Source organism: Robertmurraya dakarensis, from assembly GCF_900156875.1.
Classification (GTDB): domain Bacteria; phylum Bacillota; class Bacilli; order Bacillales; family Cytobacillaceae; genus Robertmurraya; species Robertmurraya dakarensis.
The window spans coordinates 2,127,860-2,148,427 of the sequence record NZ_LT707409.1; the positions used below are offsets into that span (position 1 = coordinate 2,127,860).

Genomic DNA, 20,568 nt, shown 5'->3' on the forward strand with positions numbered 1-20,568 from the left:
TTATAAAAAGCCAAGCCTTCAAGGGCGGCTATTCTTATATCCATCACGGCTCCGATATTGCTGAGGAGCTCTTGCCGGATATCTTACTGGAAAGCTGAACATATGCACGAGCTGGGTAAAAGGGATGGCCGCAAACAGAATAAAGGAAAAGATGACATGTAACTGAAATAGGAACGGCACTCCCTCCATAAGCTGAATATCTGGTTGAAGGGTAAATAAGCTCCGAAACCACGGTCCTATGCTCACCCGGTACTCATAAGCTACAACAGTTGTATTATAAATAATGGTCATGTATGTCCCTAACCCGGCGACCAGCAAAAGCCAAATAACAGTAAAATAATCAGCAAACGACGCATGAACACTGACTTTTGGATTAGTCATTTTACGGATCAGAAGTACAATTAAACCTAAAACAACCATTAAACCTGCAGCTCCACCACCTGCAATAGCAAAAACATGGTACATATGGTCGCTTACTCCCATCGCCTCATAGACACTGATGGGAATTAGCACCCCCATTACATGACCAAAAAAGGCAAAGATAATCCCCCAATGGAAGAGCAAAGAACCAACCCTTAACCATTTTTTTTCAAAAATTTCAGTTGAAGGCGCGTGCCAACTAATCCCGCGAAAGACAATCCGATAAACAGCCGCTACTACTAGGATCGTCCCACATATATATGGAAAAATCCCCCACCAAAAAAATCCACTCATGTCAGTCCTCCTAAAAAGCAATTTGATGGTTCAACTAGAAAAATAATCTCGGAACAAGCAGCAAGCAGGCCTATTGTTCATTAATATAGGTCATTGGATAAGGAAGCGGGTCTAAATCAGCGGCTTCCCAACTGTTTTCCAACAGTTTTATTTCTTCTGGCTTTGGCGCTTCAAATACATGGGTCATCAGTAAATCAAAAAAAGCATGATAGTGATTTTCCTTAGGCAGATGGTTCAAAATCCGGTGAAGGCTGTAGGCCAAACGGCGTTTAAGCAAAGAAACACTGTCTCCTTCAGGTGCTGCCGCTAAAAGTTCTAACAGCATCGGAATATAATCCGCCAGTTCATCCCCCTGTCTCTCAAATCCTAAGTCAGAAATTAATCTTTGTAATTCTATTAACGCCCCTCCACGCTTGCGGCTGTCACCTAATTCCTGTGCAGTCAGGTAGAGTCCCGTCTTTTCTTTATAATCGAAAGTTTCAACATAAAGCTCCTGCAGGTCCTTTAATGGCACCGAAAATAATGGCTTGACACAATTGAGCAATGCTGTTCGCAGTTCCTCTGATGGAAGGATTTCCGTCAGTTCCTTTTCTAAATCTGACCATTCTTCAAAAAAGGAGTCCTCTGGGTACTCTAAAAATCGTGACACCAACACTAACGTTGCTGCAGTTTCCAGGTTCATCCGTTTTCACTTCTTCCATACGGATAAGTGACCATGCCTTCCGGCGGTGCCAACTCCTCAATGCTGCAAGCTCCATAACGGTAATGGAGATCATCATCCATTTCCCGTCTGCCAGTTGGAATCACAAACCGCTCGTTATATTTCGCCACTCCAAGCAAGCGGGCCATATCCTCTAATTCTTCAACGGTTGTGTGCGCTTCTTTTAGAAGCTGGCTTTTTTTCATTTCATCAATGCCTCCAACGGTTTTCGCACGCATATGCACGCGCATCGCCGCCATTTTCAATAGCACCCGGCGAATGACACTCGTGTCGTCAGCAGAAAGAATCGAAGCTAGATACTCCATCGGGATTCTCATTTGGTCAACTGCTGGAATATAGCCCTCAACGCTTAATTCCTGCTCATTCGTGATATGATTCATGATCGGACTAAGCGGCGGTACATACCAAACCATCGGAAGTGTTCGATACTCTGGATGAAGCGGCAAGGCTATTTTCCACTTCATTGCCATTTTATAAATAGGTGATTCCTGAGCACTTTTAATCCAGCTGTCATTGATCCCAGCTTCACGGGCTTTCTCAATCACTTCGGGATCATTTGGATCTAAGAAGACAGAAAGCTGCGCTTCATACAAATCCTTTGGATCCTCAACAGATGCGGCTTCCTTCACTTTATCGGCATCATACAGGACTACTCCGATGTAACGGATTCGGCCAACACAAGTTTCAGAGCATACAGTAGGAAGTCCCGCTTCTGTTCTTGGATAACAAAAATTACATTTCTCTGCTTTATGGGTGTTCCAGTTATAATACACTTTGTGATATGGACAGCCATTCATGCAGAAACGCCAGCCGCGGCAAGAATCTTGATCGACCAGAACAATGCCATCTTCATCGCGCTTATACAATGCTCCAGAAGGACAGGAAGCCACACAAGAAGGGTTTAAGCAATGCTCACAAATACGCGGCAGATACATCATGAACGTCTTCTCATATTCAAGAGCAATATGCTCCTGCAGCTTTTGAACATTAGGGTCCATCGGGACAATCTCACTGCCGCCAGCAAGATCATCATCCCAATTTGATCCCCATTCAGGCTTGTCTATATACTTACCCGTAATCATCGAAACCGGACGGGCAACCGGAATATTGTCTTTCTTCGGACTTTTATGAAGATGTTCAAAATCATAAGTCCAAGGTTCATAAAAATCGTCCATACTAGCCATATTCGGGTTATAAAAAATATTAGCCAGCTTAGAGACCGGACCGCCTGCTTTTAAATGAAGCTGTCCATTTCTTAACGTCCAGCCGCCTTTATAGCGGTCTGTATTTTCCCATTCTTTCGGGTAACCTGGTCCCGGTCTTGTTTCGACATTGTTATACCACACATATTCCATACCAGGGCGGTTTGTCCATGTGTTTTTACATGTCACCGAACAAGTGTGACAGCCAATACATTTATCCAAATGCATGACCATCGCTACTTGGGCTTTAATTCTCAAGCCAATCAACCTCCTTCAATGGACGGATAATCGTTAGCGTATCACGCTGACTTCCAGTCGGCCCATAATAGTTAAATCCATAGCTAAGCTGAGAATAACCGCCAATCATATGGGTTGCCTTCGGATAAATTCTCGTAACACTGTTATGTGTGCCGCCCCGTTTCTTATTAATATTATTTCCAGGAACCCCCATCGTACGATCCTGGGCGTGATGCATATAAGCTACTCCTCTAGGCATCCGATAGGTTAGAACGGCTCTTGCAGCAACCGCGCCATTTCGGTTATATACTTCAATCCAATCATTATCTTTAATGCCGATGGATGCCGCATCTTGTTCATTTAACCAGACCACCTGCCAGCCGCGGAACAATTGCACCATATGATTGGTATCGGTGAACATCGTGTGAATGCCCCACTTCTGGTGAGGAGTCATGTAACGGAGAGTCAATGACTTCCCAGTATTCTCCACTTCTTTTTCACCTTTTAAAAATGGCCCCTTATTTATAGGCGGCAAATAAAGCGGCAGTCCTTCACCATAATCAAGCATGACCTCATGGTCGAGATAAAAGCTTTGCCTTCCAGTGAGCGTATGCCATGGAATGTTGTACTCTTTATTGACTGTAAATGGAGAATAACGGCGATTATCCTTTTCAAGACCGCTCCAAACCGGTGTCGAAATGGTTTGACGAGGCTGAACCGTCAGAGCATCTAATGTATAATCTTCCTCTTCTCGTTCTTTAGCCAAGTGCTCCAGCTTCTTCCCTGTCTTTTCCTCCATTGATTTCCAGCCTTCAACAGCACGTTTTCCATTGGACGCCCCTGACATGAGCAAGATAGCATTGATCGCTTGTTTATCTGAAATAAGGTCTGGATGGCCCTGCCCTACCCCTTCACGCTTAGAAACACCAAGCCGATCAAGAAGCTGCTGGTATGCCTTTTCTCCATCTACCTTGACACCTTTAGTACCATAGCCATTGCGGATATTCGGACCAATCGTTGACCACATATTAAAGACATTCGGATAATCTCTTTTTACAATATTGAGGTTTGACATTGTTTTTCCTGGAATAACATCTGTCTCGCCTTTTCTCCAGTCCTTTACTTTGCCAAATGGCTGCGCAATTTCGTTAATCGTATCGTGAGCAAGCGGTGCCATGACAACATCTTCGGCAGCTGGCAGATGCTCTTTGGCAAGCTCCGAAAAGACCTTTGCCACTTCCCTAAAGGCATCCCAATCACTCTTCGTTTCCCACGGCGGGGAAATAGCAGCATTGAACGGATGGATAAACGGATGAAGATCGGTTGTACTAATATCAAATTTTTCATACCATGTTGCAGCAGGTAATAAAATGTCAGAAAACAATCCAGAGCTTGTCATACGGAAATCCATCGCCACAAATAGATCTGTTTTACCTTCAGGCGGTTTCTCATCAATATGCACATCCTCTGGCTGCCATGAGTTCTCTGTATCTGTCAGCACAGAGTCAGTCGAACCAATGAGATGTTTGACAAAGTATTCATGACCTTTCCCGCTATCTCCTAATAGATTGGAACGCCAGTTAAAGAAGATGCGCGGGAAATTTCGTGGATCATTTGGATTCTCAATCGCATACTGAATCTTTCCGTCTTTAATTTGATCAGCAATATCCTTAATAATGGCTTGATCGTCATCCTTTAAGCGCTTACGGGCATCCTCCATGACATCAAGGGAATTTTGTGACCATTGCGGGAAGCTCGGCAGCCAGCCAAGGCGAGCTGACATCGCGTTAAAATCAGAAGGGTGCATATTGCGATATTTATTGCTCCAGGCATTTTTTTCCTCATCCGCCTGATACTCATATCGGAACTGTTCTGTCGCAAAATAGAAAAACGATGTTCCATTCATAAACCTTGGCGATTTCGTCCAATCATTAGCAAAAGCAATTTGTGAGAAGCCTTCAATCGGACGGACTTTTTCCTGGCCAACATAGTGAGCCCATCCGCCGCCATTTACACCTTGAGATCCTGTAAGCAAAATAAGATTCAAAATGGCTCGATAAATTTGATCACTATGGAACCAGTGGTTTGTACCTCCCCCCATCGCTATCATTGATTTTCCATTTGTGCGGGCAGCATTATCAGCAAATTCTCTTGCCACTTGAATGACATGATTACGGTTTACTCCTGTAATGCTTTCCTGCCATGCAGGTGTGTACGGCCGGTCGCTGTCATTATAATCTGTAGGGTAATCCCCCTGAAGACCACGGCTTATTCCCGTATGAGCCATCATAATGTCATAAATCGTTGTGACGGTTAGTTCATTACCAGATACGCCTTGGATCTTCTTAACCGGTACTCCGCGGCTAACCTTACCGCCATCTTTCTCAGCAAAATAAGGAAAATCAACCATTGCGATTTCATCTGCTTCATTAAGGAAACTAAGCTTAGGATTAATATCATTTCCGTCCGCATCTTTTAAATCTAAATTCCACTTTTGGCCATTGTCCCAGCGAAATCCTTGACTCCCGACCGGAATAGCCATTTTATTAGAATTTTCATCCCAAACAATCGTCTTCCATTCACCTAACTCCTGCTGCTGCTCGATATCCGAAGCTCGTAAAAAACGATCTGTTCGATAGTTGCCGCTTTGATTATCCAAAATGACTAAAAACGGTAAATCCGTGTATTGCTTTGCATAATCAATAAAATAAGGCGTCTGTTTATCAACGTAAAATTCTTTTAAAATCACATGAGTCATCGCCATTGCAAGAGCCCCATCTGTACCAGGCTTTGCCGGCAGCCAGATATCAGCAAATTTCTCATATTCTGCGTAATCAGGGCTTACCCCCACAACCTTCGTCCCGTTATAACGGGATTCGACCATAAAATGGGCGTCAGGTGTTCTTGTTTGCGGGATATTGGTTCCCCAAATGATGAAATATTTCGTGTTGTACCAATCACCGCTTTCAGGAACATCTGTCTGATCTCCCCAAACTTGCGGTGAAGCAGGAGGTAAATCTGCATACCAGTCATAAAAACTAAGGATTGTTCCTCCTATTAAAGATAAAAAGCGGGCTCCGCCTGCATAACTGATCATGGACATAGCAGGGATCGGACTAAACCCAACAATACGATCAGGACCGTATTGTTTGATCGTATAAATAATCGACGCCGATATTAATTGGCAAAGTTCCTTCCATGTTCCACGGACAAATCCGCCCCGGCCGCGTGCTTTTACATATTTCGCCCGTTTCTCTGGATCAGTCACGATGTTTTCCCAAGCCTGAACGGGGTTATCAGCTGTTTTCATTTCGCTTTTCCACAGCTCATATAAATCTCCTCGTATATATGGATGTTTCACCCGAGTTGGGCTGTATGTATACCAGGAAAAGCTGGCTCCGCGCGGACAGCCTCGAGGTTCATAATCAGGAAAGTCATCTCCCGTTGACGGATAATCTGTTTGCTGTGTTTCATATGCAATAATTCCATCTTTGACATGAATTCTCCAGCTGCAAGATCCGGTACAATTCACTCCATGTGTAGAACGAACGATCTTATCATACTGCCAGCGTTTGCGATAAATTCCCTCTGAGTTACGCGGACGGGGGCTTTCTTCCGTCCAGCCTTGATTGATCCGTTCACCGCGTTTTAAATATTTTAGTGTTTGCAAAAGTTTATTCTGCTTTTTCTCCATAATCGTCATCCTTTCCTCTTATTAGGTGACTTCTGAGTGGATTAAAGTCTTCTCCTACAATGCGAAACGAATGTTCACTCGCCTGCAGCTCCTCTAAAAACACCTCTTTGCTAGCAGCATTTGCAGCAGCTAAAATCAACCGGTGCAGTGTATTCATATCGTTAATTTGGTAGATTTTCTGAATCATTTCTCCGGAAATAGAACCAAATCTCATTCTAGTAATATTAATTAAGTCTTCTCTATCTTCGACAAGCATGGCATCCGATTCGTATGAAAACATGAGCAATATCCTTCCTTTACAATTTGATCATTTTATAATAATCAGCAATTAATTGATTCTTACACTCATCAGCAGCTCGTTCAAAAAACAGCGTAACTTCATCATCAGGGTCCTTAGCTTGACTACTACTTATTTGAGTTTGGACTGTCTTTGAAAAACCATTAGAGAATTTTAAAACAATTTCAATCCCTTTTTCCTTTTTGATGACCGTTCCTTGGGCATCGTACGGATGGATATTATATCGTGAAAATGTTTCGATCATTCTGTCATATACGGCAGGTGCTTCTACACGAAGCGACCCTTCTGAAAGCTGATATTCTCCCATTTTTGATAACTCCTTACTGAATTTCCATATTTCACGGTTATTTTCCGCTAGTTCCCAGTAAATTATTCATCTCATCTTCATTATGTATTTCATCAACCAGTATCAAGCCATCCATCAACTTCAACAGCTGCTCATCAGTCTTTTTTTCTTCGAGAAGAGATTTCATATTGTTGACCATTTTTCTCATGATATTATGATCGCGAGTCAGCTCAATCACTACCTCTTTTAATGAAGAATTTTCTTCCACCATTTCCTTGTATAACCCTTCTTCTTCGGACTCTGCATGCTTCAATGTCCTCGTTTCCCAATGCTCAATCGTAACTTCTGCAACTTGAAGCGCTTTGTCCAGCTCTTTATTTTCTAAACATTTGCTATATAATTCCCTCAATTCGCGGGCTTCATTTAGAGAAGCATCATGAATGGAAGAATGTGAATCCTGTTTTTTTAAGCTTGGTCCTGTCATTAAATACCCAACTCCTTTATGATTGTTTCATTGTTAAACATCATAACCATTAATCGTCCTGATAAACGAAAAGAGACCGTCTAATTAGACAGTCTCTTTCATTTAGTCATTAACTTTTCTTTGGGTCATTACTTAAGTCGCTGAATGATCCAATATAATATTTAGCCGTTCCACCTTCATCATTAATTTCGGAAATGGTTAAATATTCTTTGTAAATTTCTCCATTCTTGCGTTTATTCCAAATCTCACCCTGCCAGAACCCTTTTTCGCGAATCATTTCCCACATTTCCTGATAAAATTCTTTTCCATGACGGCCAGACCTAAGGACACTCGGAGTCTTTCCAACCACTTCATCATATTGATAGCCAGTTAACTTTGTAAATGATGAATTGACTTTTTGAATCGTCCCATTTGGATCCGTAATCATCATACCTTGTGCTGTATGATCGAAAATTTTTGACTCTAGGCTTAATTTTTCCTGATAATACATCCAAACAACGATGATAAAGCTTGCCAGAGCAAATTCGGACAGAGCCATAAAACCAATTGCATAGTGGCCTGTAATTCCAAACACGATCGTTAAAACGATTGGCGGGAAGAATCCCCCCAAACCTCCAATAGCCGAGACAATTCCATTCACAATTCCAGCTTGTTTTGAAAAATAGAGAGGCACTAGCTTAAATACTACTCCGTTACCTATTCCAGCACAAAAAGCAATCGATAAACAACCCACCGTATAAAGCTCAATGTTTGGCGAAAAGGAAAGAAGAGCCCCAGAGGCGGTCAATCCTGCAAAAACAAACATGAGCATAAAAAATGGATTGAATCTGTCTCCCAGCCAACCTCCGACCGGCCTCATTAATGTAGCTAATGTTATAAATCCGGCTGTCCGCAGTCCAGCATCAACCGTATCGAGTCCGAAATGATTGACCAAAAAGTTCGGCAAATAAACGGTCAAAGCAACAAAGGAGCCAAACGTTATAAAGTAAAATAATGAAAGAAACCAGATTTTCTGATCCTTATATACCCCTTTTATCTGATCTGTTAACGAAGCATGTACCTTCGGCTCTTTGCGATCCCCAAAAAGGAAATTTAAAACCGCAAATAAAATGAGAATGATTAAAAACATTCGAACAGCTGTATTCCATCCATATGCATTTGCAATAACAGGTGCTGCAAATGCAGTAATCGCTGTTCCGATGTTACCTGCTCCATAAATACCGTTCACAAATCCATGCTTTTCCTTTGGATAATACTTCGGAAGTGATGTAACACCGATCGAAAAAACGGCACCGCCAATCCCAAGGAAAAGACCTCCAATGACTAAGTCCGCAAATGAATCCGCAATACTTATATAAAATACCGGAAAAAGCAAAGCAATAAAGCTAATCGTGAACAGGTTTCTCGCACCGATTTTATTAGTCCAAAAGCCTAAAAAGACCCGCAGTATCGATCCTAACACAACAGGAACGGCTGTTACGATTGAAACTTGGCCCTCTGTTAATTCAATGTCTGCTCTCATATTGGCGATAAGAGAAGAGATAATAACCCACACCATGAAACCAACAACAAGGCTGGCTGTCTGCAGCGGCAATTGCCATTTAGTGACTTTCAATAGAACTTCTCCTTTCAAAGATCTGTAGACAGAAAAAGTGACAAATCACTTTCTGTCTTCTGCACTGAACGGTTAGTCAGCTTTTCAGATTTCTTCGACCTTTTTATTATGAGGAGAATTACGTAAAGTCATGCGAATTCTATTTTTGATTTATGAATCGCTTCCCAACCACCTCAAAAAGCCTCGGGAAAAGGGCATACACAACACTTCCAGCATTCATCCAACGGGGAAGATTGATTTCTCTAGTTGGTGTTAACATCGCTTTTACGACTTTTGCAGCAACATAATCTGGCTGCAGCATAAATCGCTGTACATTTTTTACATAAGTGCCTTTTTCATCGGCAATCGTAAAAAAATTAGTTGCAATCGGTCCAGGGTTTACCGCCGTAACAAACACATGATAATCAGACAGCTCCATTCTCAAGCTGTTCGTATATCCAAGAACAGCATGCTTCGTAGCCGAATAGACACTTGACTTCGGTGTGGCCAATTTTCCCGCTTGTGAGGCAATATTAATGATATGGCCTTCCCTTTGTTTTCTCATGACTGGCAAAACCATTGATGTACACGCCATCAGTCCGATGACATTCACATTGAACATCCCTTTTATTTCATCAATAGCTGCCTCATGCGCCTCTCTAAAAACCCCGAAACCTGCATTATTCACAAGTACATCGACTGTGTTAACTTTTTGAATGACCTCTGAAAAGGTCGTTTTAATACCATCAGTATCAGAAACATCAAGTCTAAAAACCTCGATGTTTACAGAGTAACGTTTACTAATGTCCTCCTTAAGCCGGGTAAGCTTATCAAGGCTTCTCGCAAAAAGATAAAGGTTCGCACCCTTTGCTGCAGATTGGCGGGCAATCTCTGCCCCAATGCCTCCGGATGCTCCTGTTATGAAAATATTCTTTCCTGTCAAACTTTGCTGCGTCATCCCTTCACCTCATCATGCATAGTAACGAATCGTTCCTCCCTCATTCGTCATATTAATTTCCTTTAAATCTATTAGATAATCAAATTGAGCAACTGTTTCTGAAATTGTAAGTGATAACTCCTTTTTATAAGCCTTTGGAAAAAGGCGCTGACATGCTTCAAAAACCGTTAACGATTCAGATTCTAACCACTTTTTCACTTTATGTGCCCTGGCATGCTGCTGCTTTAGATTCATATGAATAGAATCATTCACATGATAAACCTCTTTTCCGTGTCCTGAATAAACAAATTCAATTGGAATGTCAAGTAATTTTTTCAGTGAGCGATTATATTGAAGCAGCGATTTTGGCCGTTCTGTTTCTCCTGGAAGCGGCGGTTCAATAATTGGGTTTGGAGTGATATGAGCAAGAAGATGGTCTCCGCCAATATAAATTCCATCCTTTTCACGATACAAACCAATATGGCTCTGTGCATGCCCTGGTGTCTCCACTACCTTCCAATCGGACAGCCCAACTGGGATATCTCCTTCTGCTAAAAAGCCAGTAAGTGAACGATCGCATGTAAATCTTCGGTCCTCTTTCATGACATCAATAAATTTCTGATACTCAGCAGGAATTCCAAATTCAATAAAGAGTTTTTTAAAAAAAGTATGCTGCTTTTCCGTAAAAGCTTCAGACGGACTTAACCATCTTTCATTAATCGAATGCCCATAGACTTCTAAATCTTTTGAAAAATAATCCAATAATCCGGCATGGTCGGCGTGGTGATGTGTGAGAATAACCTGCTCTATGTCAGAAGGTGCCAAATTCAATTGTTTTAGCTGGTCACAAAATGCATGCCATGCTTCCTCCGTTTTTGGTCCAGCATCAATAAGCGTTAAACGTTCACCTTTTACTATATATACATTTACATCACCCACAGGAAAAGGGGTTGGGATCGTGAATTTGGCAATTCCATTCTTCCATTCTGTCATTAAAAACTCTCCTTTATCATTAAGTATTCAGTATATCTATATAAGTTTTTTCCTACAAATTTTGATAGCAGCATCATTAATAGCAAGAACTAAGGCCGAATATAAATCATATTTAGCTTTATGTTTTTTATATAATTTTAACCTGTTATTTAAAAATTGTCACTATATTCAGTAAATTCACCTTCCCTAAAGGAACCCAGTTTATCTTGACAGATATTTAAAAAATCCGGATAATCACTTTAATACAATAGTCCGATAAAGGTGATTAAAGGTAGTCGCAACCGTTCGTCCTTTACGGGATGAAGGTTTTTTATTTTAACTAGAAACTTAGCATAGTAATAAGGGGGATATACAATGACAAAACTAACATTTATCGGGGCCGGATCGATGGCAGAAGCTTTACTATCGGGAATGATTCAAAAAGAACTGTTTGATAAGAATCAAATTTGGCTCACAAATCGCAGCAATAAACAAAAACTGACGGAACTGCAAAATCAGTATGGAGTTAACATTTCGTATGACCAAAAAGAACTTCTTGAACATGCTGATATGGTCATTTTGGCGATGAAACCAAAGGATGTAGTTTCAGCATTTGATCAAATCAAGCCTTACTTAACCGATAAGACGATGATTGTTTCATTGTTGGCAGGGGTATCCATTAGTAGTATTGAATACCTTGCAGAAAAGCAGGTTCCGATTGTTAGAGCGATGCCAAACACTTCTGCTGCGATTGGTCAATCAGCTACAGCAGTGGCCACAAATAGTAAAGTTTCAGATGAGCAGTTAGAACGTATTAGAAATATGTTTGATACAGTAGGTTTAACCACTTTTGTTGAGGAAAAACAAATTGACGCTGTCACAGGTTTATCCGGAAGCGGTCCCGCTTATATCTACTACATAGTTGAGGCAATGGAAAAAAGTGCTGCTGAAATCGGCCTTGAGAGGGAATTGGCGCAAGAGCTGATTGTACAGACACTTATTGGTGCAGCGCAAATGGTCTCAAAATCTAATAAAGCCCCCGAACAGCTTCGTAAGGAGGTAACAAGTCCTGGCGGTACAACGGAAGCAGGAATTAATACACTAGAATCATACGGAGTACAAGAAGCATTTGTAAATTGTATAAAAGAAGCAACAGCGCAATCAAAAAGACTTGGAACAGCTTTATCAGAAGAAATCACAAAAAGCAAAGAAAACATTGCTAGTCATTAAACTTTTTATTTCCGGAAAGAATTTTTCCGGAATTTTTTTCAGTATGACGGAAATCCCCCGCAAAGAGTCCAGTCTTTCTCATTAATCTACTATAGTTAAAATCTTTATTTTTGCAGTGGAATAGATATTTCTTTAAAATCTTCAGCCATTTCCGTTGTTGGAAATACTGTTCTTGCTTCATTCACTAACATCTTCCACGATTCTCTATCATAACGAGAACTAATATGTGTTAAGCAAAGTGTCTTAACATTAGCGTCTTTTGCAAGCTGCGCAGCCTGCAGTGTTGTTGAATGATAATATTCATGTGCTAGTTGATCATCTTTTTGTGAAAAGGTAGCTTCGTGTACAAGCAGGTCTGCGTCTTCGGCAAGAAGTCTGCTTGCCTCGCAAACTCTAGTGTCCCCAAGAATTGTGACAATTCTTCCCCTTTTAGGCGGTCCAGTGAACTTTTCTGCTTCAACAACGGTACCATCCTCAAGCGTTACGGATTCGCCATGTTTAATTTTTTTATAAACAGGACCTGGCGCTATTCCCGCTTTTTGTAACTCTTCAACCAATAATGTACCAGGATGATCCTTTTCGACCACTCTGTAGCCGTAAGATGGTATCCCGTGCTCCAGCAATCTCGCTTCTACAATGAATTTTTCATCTTCAAAGATCCTGCCTTCTTCCACTTCCACAAAATGGAGACGATATTTCACATATGTTTGACTGATCGATAGACTGCTTCGTACATAGTCCTCTATCCCTTTTGGTCCGTAGATCGTGACATCCGTTTCTCCGCCCTGAAACGATCTGCTCGATAAAAAACCTGGCAATCCATAAATATGATCTCCATGAAGATGAGTAATAAAAATTTTTTCAATTCTTCTAGGCTTAATTGATGTATGTAAAATTTGATGCTGTGTGGCCTCTCCACAATCAAATAGCCACACAGTTCCGTTTTCCTCTAGTAATTTCAAAGCAATTGAAGTTACGTTTCTTAGCTTAGCAGGAACTCCGGCTCCAGTTCCTAGAAATAAAAGCTCCACCGTAACACCCCTTTTCCCTAAGACAATTTTTTATGTAGAAGACTAAAGTCTTGCTCAATGCATTTACTATACCATAATGCCCCCCTCTACTTTCTATAAAATTGTTTATATTCTTGGATAGTCACATGAAATTCGAACAAAAATAATAAATGTATTCACGTTGTTAAAGGCTGAATTAGAGATTTTGAAAAATACTTTCCCCATTTAAAAGCTATATTTTATCCTTAATAATTGTTTTCTAAACGATAACATTTTATAGTTGTATGAGTAAGATTTTAAAATACATATTTGAAACGCGAAAAGAGGTTCATAACCGTGAAAAACAACGAAACACCAACATCTTTGATTATCATATTTGGGGCAACGGGAGATTTAGCAAAGAGAAAGCTTTTTCCTTCTCTTTATAAACTATATGAAAAAGGAAGGCTCACCGATCGATTTGCCGTTATTGGCGTAGCACGAAGATCAATATCAAATGATGAGTTCCAGGAAAGTATTCAAGAATCCGTGAAGAGTGCAGCCGGAAAAGAAGAGCATGTGCAGGAATTTGCTTCCCATTTTTATTATCACTCACATGATGTGACGGATTCTGATTCCTATTCGGCTCTAAAAAAACTTGCAAGTGAGCTGGACGATCATTATGGTCTGAATGGCAATCGAATCTTTTATTTAGCGATGGCTCCGGAGTTCTTCGGAACAATTGCACTTCACTTAAAAAAGGATGGTTTAACGGAAGTAGACGGGTTCAAACGTCTCGTGATCGAAAAACCGTTTGGACATGATCTTGATTCAGCAAAGGAACTTAATAATCAAATTAGAACCGCCTTTCAAGAAGACGAAATTTATCGTATTGACCACTACTTAGGAAAAGCAATGGTTCAAAACATTGAAGTAATCCGTTTTGCGAATGCCATATTTGAGCCGCTGTGGAATAATCGCTATATTTCTAATATTCAAGTGACGTCCAGCGAAATATTAGGAGTAGAGGAAAGAGGACGTTATTATGAAAAAAGCGGTGCACTGCGTGATATGGTTCAAAACCATATGCTGCAAATGGTTTCACTGCTGGCAATGGAACCGCCTATAAAGTTAAATACGAAGGAAATTCGTTCAGAAAAGGTAAGGGTGCTGAGAGCACTAAGGCCGATTGAAGGTGAAGACGTTCATAACTTCTTTGTCCGCGGGCAATACGGTGAAGGTGAAATCAACGGTGAGCATTTACGCGGATATCGGCAGGAACCAATGGTCGAAGAAGACTCGAATACCGAAACATTTGTTGCCGGAAAACTATTAATAGATAATTTCCGCTGGGCAGGAGTGCCGATTTATATCCGAACAGGAAAAAGAATGGGGACAAAGTCAACAAAAATTGTCATCCAGTTTAAAGATATTCCTATGAACTTATACTATCAAACCGAAAAAACTTTAAATCCCAATCTTTTAGTTATTCACATCCAGCCTGAAGAAGGGATTACTCTCCACTTAAATGCAAAAAAAGCTGGAGAGAACATGGATGCAACTCCTGTGAAATTGAATTTTTCAAACAAAGAAAGCGATGGAATTAACACACCCGAAGCATATGAAAAGCTCCTTTATGATTGCATGCGGGGAGACGCAACAAACTTTACTCATTGGGATGAAGTAGCTCTATCTTGGAGCTTTACCGATAAGATTTCAGCAGTATGGGAAAAGACAAAAGAAAATTTCCCTAACTACCCTTCTGGAACAACTGGACCCAAAAAAGCAGACGAACTTCTTGAAAAAGATGGATTCTTTTGGTGGCCAATTACTGATTTAGAAGTGACAAACTGTTAATTAAATAGGATTCACATAGACCCTTTGCATGCTGCAAGGGGTTTTTTTTAGATAAAAGCCAAATAAATAAAGAATAATTAAAATATTCATACTTATCAAAGCGTATTTATACTACAATAAAACTATCTATTGGTAAAAAGGAGTGATATAGAAAATGAAAAAAGTTCGCATTGGGGCTGGGTCTGGCTATGCTGGGGACAGAATTGAACCAGCCATTGAGCTGCTTGAGAAAGGGAATATTGATTATTTAGTATTTGAGGCATTGGCGGAGAGAACGATTGCTCGTGAAAATTTAGATAAACTAAAGGACTCTAGCAAAGGCTTCAATCCTCTGCTTGAAGAGAGAATGATGAGGAGTCTGCCGATCGCAAAGAAAAAAGGAATTCCTATTATTACAAATATGGGAGCAGCTAATCCAGAATCTGCTGGGGAGCTTATTTGCAAGATCGGTGAAAAACTGGGGCTGAACAATTTAAAGATTGCGGTGATCATCGGTGATGATGTCATGGAGACGATCAACGGATATAATACGAATTTACTCGAAACAGATGAACCATTACATACGATTGAAGACAAAATTGAATCTGCAAATGCCTACCTAGGTGCTGATATCATTGCAAAAGCGTTAACGCTAGGTCCGGATGTTGTTATAACAGGCCGAGTTGGTGATCCATCATTATTCCTTGCACCAATGATGCATGCTCTGAACTGGAGCTACGATGACTATGACAAGATTGGGCAAGGTTCTGTCATTGGACATCTAATGGAATGTGCCGGGCAAATCACCGGCGGTTATTTTGCTGACCCTGGCTATAAAGATGTTCCCAATCTCGAGCGGTTAGGATTTCCGATCTGTGAAGTGTATGAGGATGGCAAAGCTTTTATCACAAAAGTGGAAGCTTCAGGAGGCACAGTAACAACTGCTACATGCAAAGAACAAATGCTATACGAGATTCATGATCCTTCTGAATATATTACTCCTGATTGTGTTGTTGATTTTACGAATGTCACGTTCAAAGAAGTTGCTAAAGATAAGGTTGAAGTCATTGGCGGACGAGCTAAACCTAGGACTTCTACTTATAAGGTAAGCATCGGGTATCGTAATGGCTTCATCGGCGAAGGACAAATGAGCTACGGTGGACCTGGTGCGGTATCTCGGGCAAAGCTCGCTGGAGATATTGTTAAAAAAAGACTCTCACTAAGAAACGTACGTACAAACCATTTACAGGTTGATTACATCGGAATTGCGTCGCTGCACCAAGAGGCAAGTGATTGGCTTGAGAATGAACCATATGAAGTCAGGCTTCGAGTAGCGGGTATTACCCCTCAGTATGATGATGCTGTAAAGATCGGGCAGGAGGTCGAGACGTTATTAACGAACGGACCTTACGGGGGCGCTGGTGACTTTAAAAGTGTCAGAGAAATTATTGCCGTACTGTCCATTCTCCTTCCCCGCGATATGGTGAAGACGGATATTGTTATAAAGGAGTTGAACTAGGATGAAACTTCGAGAAATAGCGCATTGCCGTGCAGGAGATAAAGGCAACACATCAAATATATCAGTGATTCCTTATGATGAAAATCATTACGAGTATCTCAAACAAAATTTGACGATTGAGACGGTTAAGGCTGCATTTAAGGATATTGTTCAAGGAGACATCGTCCGTTACGATTTACCCAATATTCATGCCTTCAATTTTGTTTTATACGATGCACTCGGCGGCGGTGTTACGACGACGTTAAGTATGGATATCCATGGAAAAAGCCTCAGTTCGATCATGTGTAATATCAACCTTCCTGATATCAGGGATTAAACATCAAAATCCGCTTCGGCTGGTCCGAAGCGGATTTCTTTAATAAAAATTAATCTAACCATTCTGTATGGAAGATTCCCTCTTTATCTACTCTCTGGTACGTATGGGCGCCAAAATAGTCTCTTTGTGCCTGAAGAAGATTAGCAGGCAGATTAGCCATTCTATAGCTGTCATAATAAGATAATGCTGCCGAGAAACATGGAACAGGAATTCCTCTTTGGACAGCTACTCCGATAATTTCCCTTAAAGCAGATTGATAACTCTCGACAATTTCCTTGAAATAAGGATCAAGAAGGAGATTATTAAGCTGTGGATCACGATCATAGGCATCTTTAATTTTTTGTAAAAATTGTGCTCTAATAATACAGCCCCCTCGGAAGATCATCGCAATGTCACCATATTGCAGGTCCCAATTATATTCATTGGAAGCTGCTCTCATTTGGGCAAATCCTTGAGCATACGAGCAGATTTTACTCATATACAAGGCTTTACGAACAGACTCGATGAACGCCTCCTTATCTCCATTAAAAGCAGATGTGCTTGGGCCGCTCAAAGACTTACTTGCATGTACACGTTCTTCCTTCATCGCTGAAATAAAGCGTGCAAATACAGATTCCGTAATAATTGGCAGCGGGACACCTAAATCAAGTGCACTTTGACTTGTCCACTTCCCCGTACCTTTCTGGCCGGCCGTATCCAGGATTACATCCACTAAAGGCTTTCCGGTTTCTTCATCCATTTTCGTGAAAATATCGGCTGTTATTTCAATTAAATAACTATCTAATTCGCCTTTATTCCAATCCGCGAAGACATGATGAAGCTCTTCGGCAGATAAACCTAGGACATTTTTTAATAAGAAGTATGACTCTGAAATCAACTGCATGTCACCATATTCGATCCCATTATGAACCATTTTTACATAATGACCTGCACCATCTGGACCAATATAAGTCGTACAAGGCTCTCCATTTACCTTAGCTGAAATATCTTTAAAAATTGGAGCAACTAGCTCATATGCCTCTCTTTGCCCGCCTGGCATGATTGAAGGTCCTTTTAAAGCCCCTTCTTCACCTCCAGAAACACCTGTCCCAATAAAATGGATCCCAAGCTCACTTAGTTCATGATTGCGGCGCTGTGTATCTACAAAGAATGCATTCCCGCCATCAATTAAGATGTCACCTTTTTCAAGATGAGGCTTTAACTGTTCAATTGTTGCATCGGTAGGACCGCCCGCCTTTACCATCAGCATAATTTTGCGCGGCTTTTCCAGTGAGTCTAGAAACTCTTCAATGCTGTATGTACCAACAAAATTCCTGCCAGCTACTTCTTTTAACATTTCATCTGTCTTTTCACGAGATCGATTGTACACTGCAACGGAATATCCTCTGCTTTCAACATTCATAGCAAGGTTTTTTCCCATTACTGCTAATCCGATCACACCAAATTGTTGTTTTGTCATGTTTTTACTTCCCTTCCAGCTAGTCATCCAAAAACTCTTGCAATATTTATAATTCTGCAAGACGTTCAAATACAAACTTAATCTTAGTTTTTCAATAATTGCAAGAAAAAAACATTACTTACCGTCATTTTTATTATTTTTGTTCTTTCTAACTTGGAGAAAATCTTTACTAAAGCTAGTTTCTGTACCAATTTCCGATGTTTTTGCATTTGTTGGTACATCACTGGCTTTTTCTATAATATGTTCTCCAAATTTCTTTTTAAGTTTCGAAACTGTATCGAAAAGCGGTTCTTTCTTCGCATCATTCTCAAATGTGAATAAATCAAGCTGTTTGACAGCCCGGTTTTGATCTACAAGATCACTTCCTGTAATCCCTAATAATCGAATAGCTTCTCCAGACCAATGCTTAAAAAATAACACTTTTGCTATTTGCAACAGCTCATCTTGGCTGGATACCGGATTATTGAGCTTCTTACTGCGGGTTACCGTTTTTCGATCACTATAGCGTATTGTAATTCCAAGTGTTGTGGCTAAGACCTTTTTTCTTTTAAGTCGAACGGCCACCTTCTCAGCTAACATCGCCAGAACCTTTGATAACTCCTGCTGATTAGAAACGTCTCTAGGGAGTGTGGTGGAATTTCCAATACTTTTAAAATCAAAGACAGAATCAGGATCCACCATTCGTGGATCAATTCCATTGGCTCTCTCTTTGAGCCGCAGCCCGTTAATCCCTAACATCGCTTTTAGTTGATGCTCATTCGCTTTTGCCAGATCAGCAATTTTGGTAATATTAACCTCTCTCAGTTTTTCAGCCGTTCTTTTTCCGATCCCATGCATCTCTTCCACATCTAAAGGCCACAGTACTCGTGGAATATCTCTTTTTCTTAAAATCGTAATCCCCAATGGTTTTTTCATATCAGAAGCCATTTTCGCTAAAAATTTATTAGGAGCAATTCCAATACTTGATGGAAGATCGAGCTCACTGACTAAATTCTTTTGGATCAAATGCGCAATTTCAATGGGGGAACCCAGTTCATAGCTGTCTGTTATATCAACATACCCTTCATCGATCGATACTGGTTCTACTATCTTGGAATAACGCCTTAAAAGGTCAAACATCGCTATTGACACAGCACGATAGCGATCAAAATTCGGCTTTCGAATAATTAAATTTGGACACAATTTTTTTGCTTCCCACAACGGCATGGTTGTTTTTACTCCGTAGCTTCTCGCCTCATAGCTGCATGTAACGATAATTCCTCTTCGTTCATCAGGATTTCCTGCTATTGCTAGCGGCTTTCCCTTTAAGGATGGATCAAAAGCCATCTCGACCGAAGCATAGAAACTGTTCATATCAACATGGAGAATCACTCTTCCGCTTTTCGGGTACATATTTTTCATGCCGATTCACTTCCTTAGAAAATCACGATTTGCTGCCAAAAATGGCGGAAATCGATGTTTTTCTCTAAAGTTAAAAAAACGCTTAACACCAAAAAAGCAGCCATTATCGATAGGCTACTCCTGCACACGAGTTTTCATGTATTCTTGAATCTCTTTTATTCCTTCTAAAGATTGTACCAAAAGGCTGGGATCAATCATAGTAATAAGTCTAGTTTCAATATTTGCGACGCCTGTAAAATAACTTGTTTTGTGATAGCCTGCTAAACCCAGCTGTTTTATTTTATCAGAGGGAACATCGATAATTTCTTTCGCCTCATTAACGAGTATTCCATACGACATTACTTCTGTTTGAAGCACAATCATACGGATGGACTCTTTTTCTTCCATAGAGCGATCATAGAGTATTTTTTCAAGATCCATTGTTGGAACCAAATCCCCTCTAATTTTGACAATCCCTTTAACGTATTGTGGTAAATGTGGAATGGGGGTGATTCTTTCCATTTTCTCAATTGATAGAACAAATTCGATCGATATGGCATATTCTTCATCCCCAACCTTAAACACAATCACTTTATTCGAATCCGGCATATCTTATCCTCCTGAACAATTATCAATTAACATCGTCTGTTACTATCGTACTAGTCCAATATAGGTATTGTCCATGAGATTGCTCACAAAA

At 40.6% G+C, this 20,568-nt stretch carries 18 protein-coding genes; 4 read left to right on the plus strand and 14 right to left on the minus strand.

Translation table 11 applies throughout. The features are described from left to right. Window positions 1–18: 18 nt before the first annotated feature. The 10 genes from narI to CZ487_RS19180 all read right to left on the minus strand — a co-directional run bounded on the left by narI (window position 19) and on the right by CZ487_RS19180 (window position 11,160). Window positions 19–714 (minus strand): respiratory nitrate reductase subunit gamma, encoded by a 696-nt coding sequence (gene narI, locus CZ487_RS19135; protein ID WP_077213886.1) that lies wholly within the window; start codon window positions 712–714, stop codon window positions 19–21. Window positions 715–784: 70 nt separating this feature from the next. Then, window positions 785–1,396 (minus strand): nitrate reductase molybdenum cofactor assembly chaperone, encoded by a 612-nt coding sequence (gene narJ / locus CZ487_RS19140; protein WP_077213887.1) that lies wholly within the window; start codon window positions 1,394–1,396, stop codon window positions 785–787. After that, entirely contained in the window at window positions 1,393–2,895 is a 1,503-nt protein-coding gene (narH, locus tag CZ487_RS19145; RefSeq protein WP_077213888.1) for a nitrate reductase subunit beta, read from the minus strand. The genes narJ and narH overlap by 4 nt, the downstream gene beginning before the upstream one ends. Then, complete coding sequence (locus CZ487_RS19150; RefSeq protein ID WP_077215390.1) at window positions 2,885–6,568, minus strand: nitrate reductase subunit alpha; 3,684 nt, start codon at window positions 6,566–6,568, stop codon at window positions 2,885–2,887. Before CZ487_RS19150 ends, narH begins: the two co-directional genes overlap by 11 nt. Next, window positions 6,549–6,848, minus strand: a complete 300-nt coding sequence (locus tag CZ487_RS19155; protein WP_077213889.1) for a hypothetical protein — start codon at window positions 6,846–6,848, stop codon at window positions 6,549–6,551. The genes CZ487_RS19150 and CZ487_RS19155 overlap by 20 nt, the downstream gene beginning before the upstream one ends. Before the next feature lie 16 nt (window positions 6,849–6,864). Next, window positions 6,865–7,173: a hypothetical protein gene (locus CZ487_RS19160; RefSeq protein ID WP_077213890.1), complete on the minus strand. Its 309-nt coding sequence runs from the start codon at window positions 7,171–7,173 to the stop codon at window positions 6,865–6,867. A gap of 37 nt (window positions 7,174–7,210) precedes the next feature. Then, window positions 7,211–7,636: a hemerythrin domain-containing protein gene (locus CZ487_RS19165; RefSeq protein WP_077213891.1), complete on the minus strand. Its 426-nt coding sequence runs from the start codon at window positions 7,634–7,636 to the stop codon at window positions 7,211–7,213. A 109-nt stretch (window positions 7,637–7,745) separates the two neighbouring features. After that, window positions 7,746–9,251 carry a nitrate/nitrite transporter gene (locus tag CZ487_RS19170; RefSeq protein ID WP_077213892.1) on the minus strand — a complete coding sequence of 502 codons (1,506 nt, stop codon included), beginning with the start codon at window positions 9,249–9,251 and terminating at the stop codon, window positions 7,746–7,748. Between the two features lie 139 nt (window positions 9,252–9,390). After that, a complete protein-coding gene (locus CZ487_RS19175; protein ID WP_077213893.1) occupies window positions 9,391–10,188 on the minus strand; it encodes an SDR family NAD(P)-dependent oxidoreductase in 798 nt (265 codons plus the stop codon). A 12-nt stretch (window positions 10,189–10,200) separates the two neighbouring features. Further along, window positions 10,201–11,160, minus strand: coding sequence for an MBL fold metallo-hydrolase (locus CZ487_RS19180; RefSeq protein ID WP_077213894.1), 960 nt, complete (start codon window positions 11,158–11,160; stop codon window positions 10,201–10,203). A gap of 354 nt (window positions 11,161–11,514) precedes the next feature. Between CZ487_RS19180 and proC the strand changes: the two genes are divergently transcribed. After that, window positions 11,515–12,369 (plus strand): pyrroline-5-carboxylate reductase, encoded by an 855-nt coding sequence (gene proC, locus CZ487_RS19185; protein WP_077213895.1) that lies wholly within the window; start codon window positions 11,515–11,517, stop codon window positions 12,367–12,369. A 104-nt stretch (window positions 12,370–12,473) separates the two neighbouring features. Here the strand turns inward: proC and rnz are convergent, their stop codons facing one another. After that, window positions 12,474–13,400: a ribonuclease Z gene (rnz, locus tag CZ487_RS19190; protein ID WP_077213896.1), complete on the minus strand. Its 927-nt coding sequence runs from the start codon at window positions 13,398–13,400 to the stop codon at window positions 12,474–12,476. 315 nt (window positions 13,401–13,715) lie between these two features. Here rnz and zwf point away from each other — a divergent pair, with 315 nt between their 5' ends. The 3 genes from zwf to CZ487_RS19205 all read left to right on the plus strand — a co-directional run bounded on the left by zwf (window position 13,716) and on the right by CZ487_RS19205 (window position 17,029). Further along, window positions 13,716–15,215 carry a glucose-6-phosphate dehydrogenase gene (zwf, locus tag CZ487_RS19195; RefSeq protein WP_077213897.1) on the plus strand — a complete coding sequence of 500 codons (1,500 nt, stop codon included), beginning with the start codon at window positions 13,716–13,718 and terminating at the stop codon, window positions 15,213–15,215. Between the two features lie 154 nt (window positions 15,216–15,369). Then, complete coding sequence (locus CZ487_RS19200) at window positions 15,370–16,713, plus strand: acyclic terpene utilization AtuA family protein (RefSeq protein WP_077213898.1); 1,344 nt, start codon at window positions 15,370–15,372, stop codon at window positions 16,711–16,713. 1 nt (window position 16,714) lies between these two features. After that, window positions 16,715–17,029 carry an AtuA-related protein gene (locus tag CZ487_RS19205; RefSeq protein WP_077213899.1) on the plus strand — a complete coding sequence of 105 codons (315 nt, stop codon included), beginning with the start codon at window positions 16,715–16,717 and terminating at the stop codon, window positions 17,027–17,029. 49 nt (window positions 17,030–17,078) lie between these two features. Here the strand turns inward: CZ487_RS19205 and gndA are convergent, their stop codons facing one another. The 3 genes from gndA to CZ487_RS19220 all read right to left on the minus strand — a co-directional run bounded on the left by gndA (window position 17,079) and on the right by CZ487_RS19220 (window position 20,477). Next, window positions 17,079–18,488, minus strand: coding sequence for an NADP-dependent phosphogluconate dehydrogenase (gene gndA / locus CZ487_RS19210; RefSeq protein ID WP_077213900.1), 1,410 nt, complete (start codon window positions 18,486–18,488; stop codon window positions 17,079–17,081). A 114-nt stretch (window positions 18,489–18,602) separates the two neighbouring features. After that, window positions 18,603–19,889, minus strand: coding sequence for a DNA polymerase IV (locus CZ487_RS19215; RefSeq protein WP_077213901.1), 1,287 nt, complete (start codon window positions 19,887–19,889; stop codon window positions 18,603–18,605). Window positions 19,890–20,003: 114 nt separating this feature from the next. Further along, entirely contained in the window at window positions 20,004–20,477 is a 474-nt protein-coding gene (locus tag CZ487_RS19220; RefSeq protein ID WP_077213902.1) for a chemotaxis protein CheW, read from the minus strand. Window positions 20,478–20,568 lie beyond the last annotated feature (91 nt).

Excerpts from the sequence above, each read along its gene's own strand:
- narI (WP_077213886.1), bottom strand. The coding sequence starts at position 714 with ATGAGTGGATTTTTTTGGTGGGGGATTTTTCCATATATATGTGGGACG.
- narJ (WP_077213887.1), bottom strand. The coding sequence starts at position 1,396 with ATGAACCTGGAAACTGCAGCAACGTTAGTGTTGGTGTCACGATTTTTA.
- CZ487_RS19150 (WP_077215390.1), bottom strand. The coding sequence starts at position 6,568 with ATGGAGAAAAAGCAGAATAAACTTTTGCAAACACTAAAATATTTAAAA.
- CZ487_RS19155 (WP_077213889.1), bottom strand. The coding sequence starts at position 6,848 with ATGTTTTCATACGAATCGGATGCCATGCTTGTCGAAGATAGAGAAGAC.
- CZ487_RS19160 (WP_077213890.1), bottom strand. The coding sequence starts at position 7,173 with ATGGGAGAATATCAGCTTTCAGAAGGGTCGCTTCGTGTAGAAGCACCT.
- CZ487_RS19165 (WP_077213891.1), bottom strand. The coding sequence starts at position 7,636 with ATGACAGGACCAAGCTTAAAAAAACAGGATTCACATTCTTCCATTCAT.
- CZ487_RS19175 (WP_077213893.1), bottom strand. The coding sequence starts at position 10,188 with ATGACGCAGCAAAGTTTGACAGGAAAGAATATTTTCATAACAGGAGCA.
- CZ487_RS19180 (WP_077213894.1), bottom strand. The coding sequence starts at position 11,160 with ATGACAGAATGGAAGAATGGAATTGCCAAATTCACGATCCCAACCCCT.
- proC (WP_077213895.1), top strand. The coding sequence starts at position 11,515 with ATGACAAAACTAACATTTATCGGGGCCGGATCGATGGCAGAAGCTTTA.
- CZ487_RS19200 (WP_077213898.1), top strand. The coding sequence starts at position 15,370 with ATGAAAAAAGTTCGCATTGGGGCTGGGTCTGGCTATGCTGGGGACAGA.
- CZ487_RS19205 (WP_077213899.1), top strand. The coding sequence starts at position 16,715 with ATGAAACTTCGAGAAATAGCGCATTGCCGTGCAGGAGATAAAGGCAAC.
- gndA (WP_077213900.1), bottom strand. The coding sequence starts at position 18,488 with ATGACAAAACAACAATTTGGTGTGATCGGATTAGCAGTAATGGGAAAA.
- CZ487_RS19215 (WP_077213901.1), bottom strand. The coding sequence starts at position 19,889 with ATGAAAAATATGTACCCGAAAAGCGGAAGAGTGATTCTCCATGTTGAT.
- CZ487_RS19220 (WP_077213902.1), bottom strand. The coding sequence starts at position 20,477 with ATGCCGGATTCGAATAAAGTGATTGTGTTTAAGGTTGGGGATGAAGAA.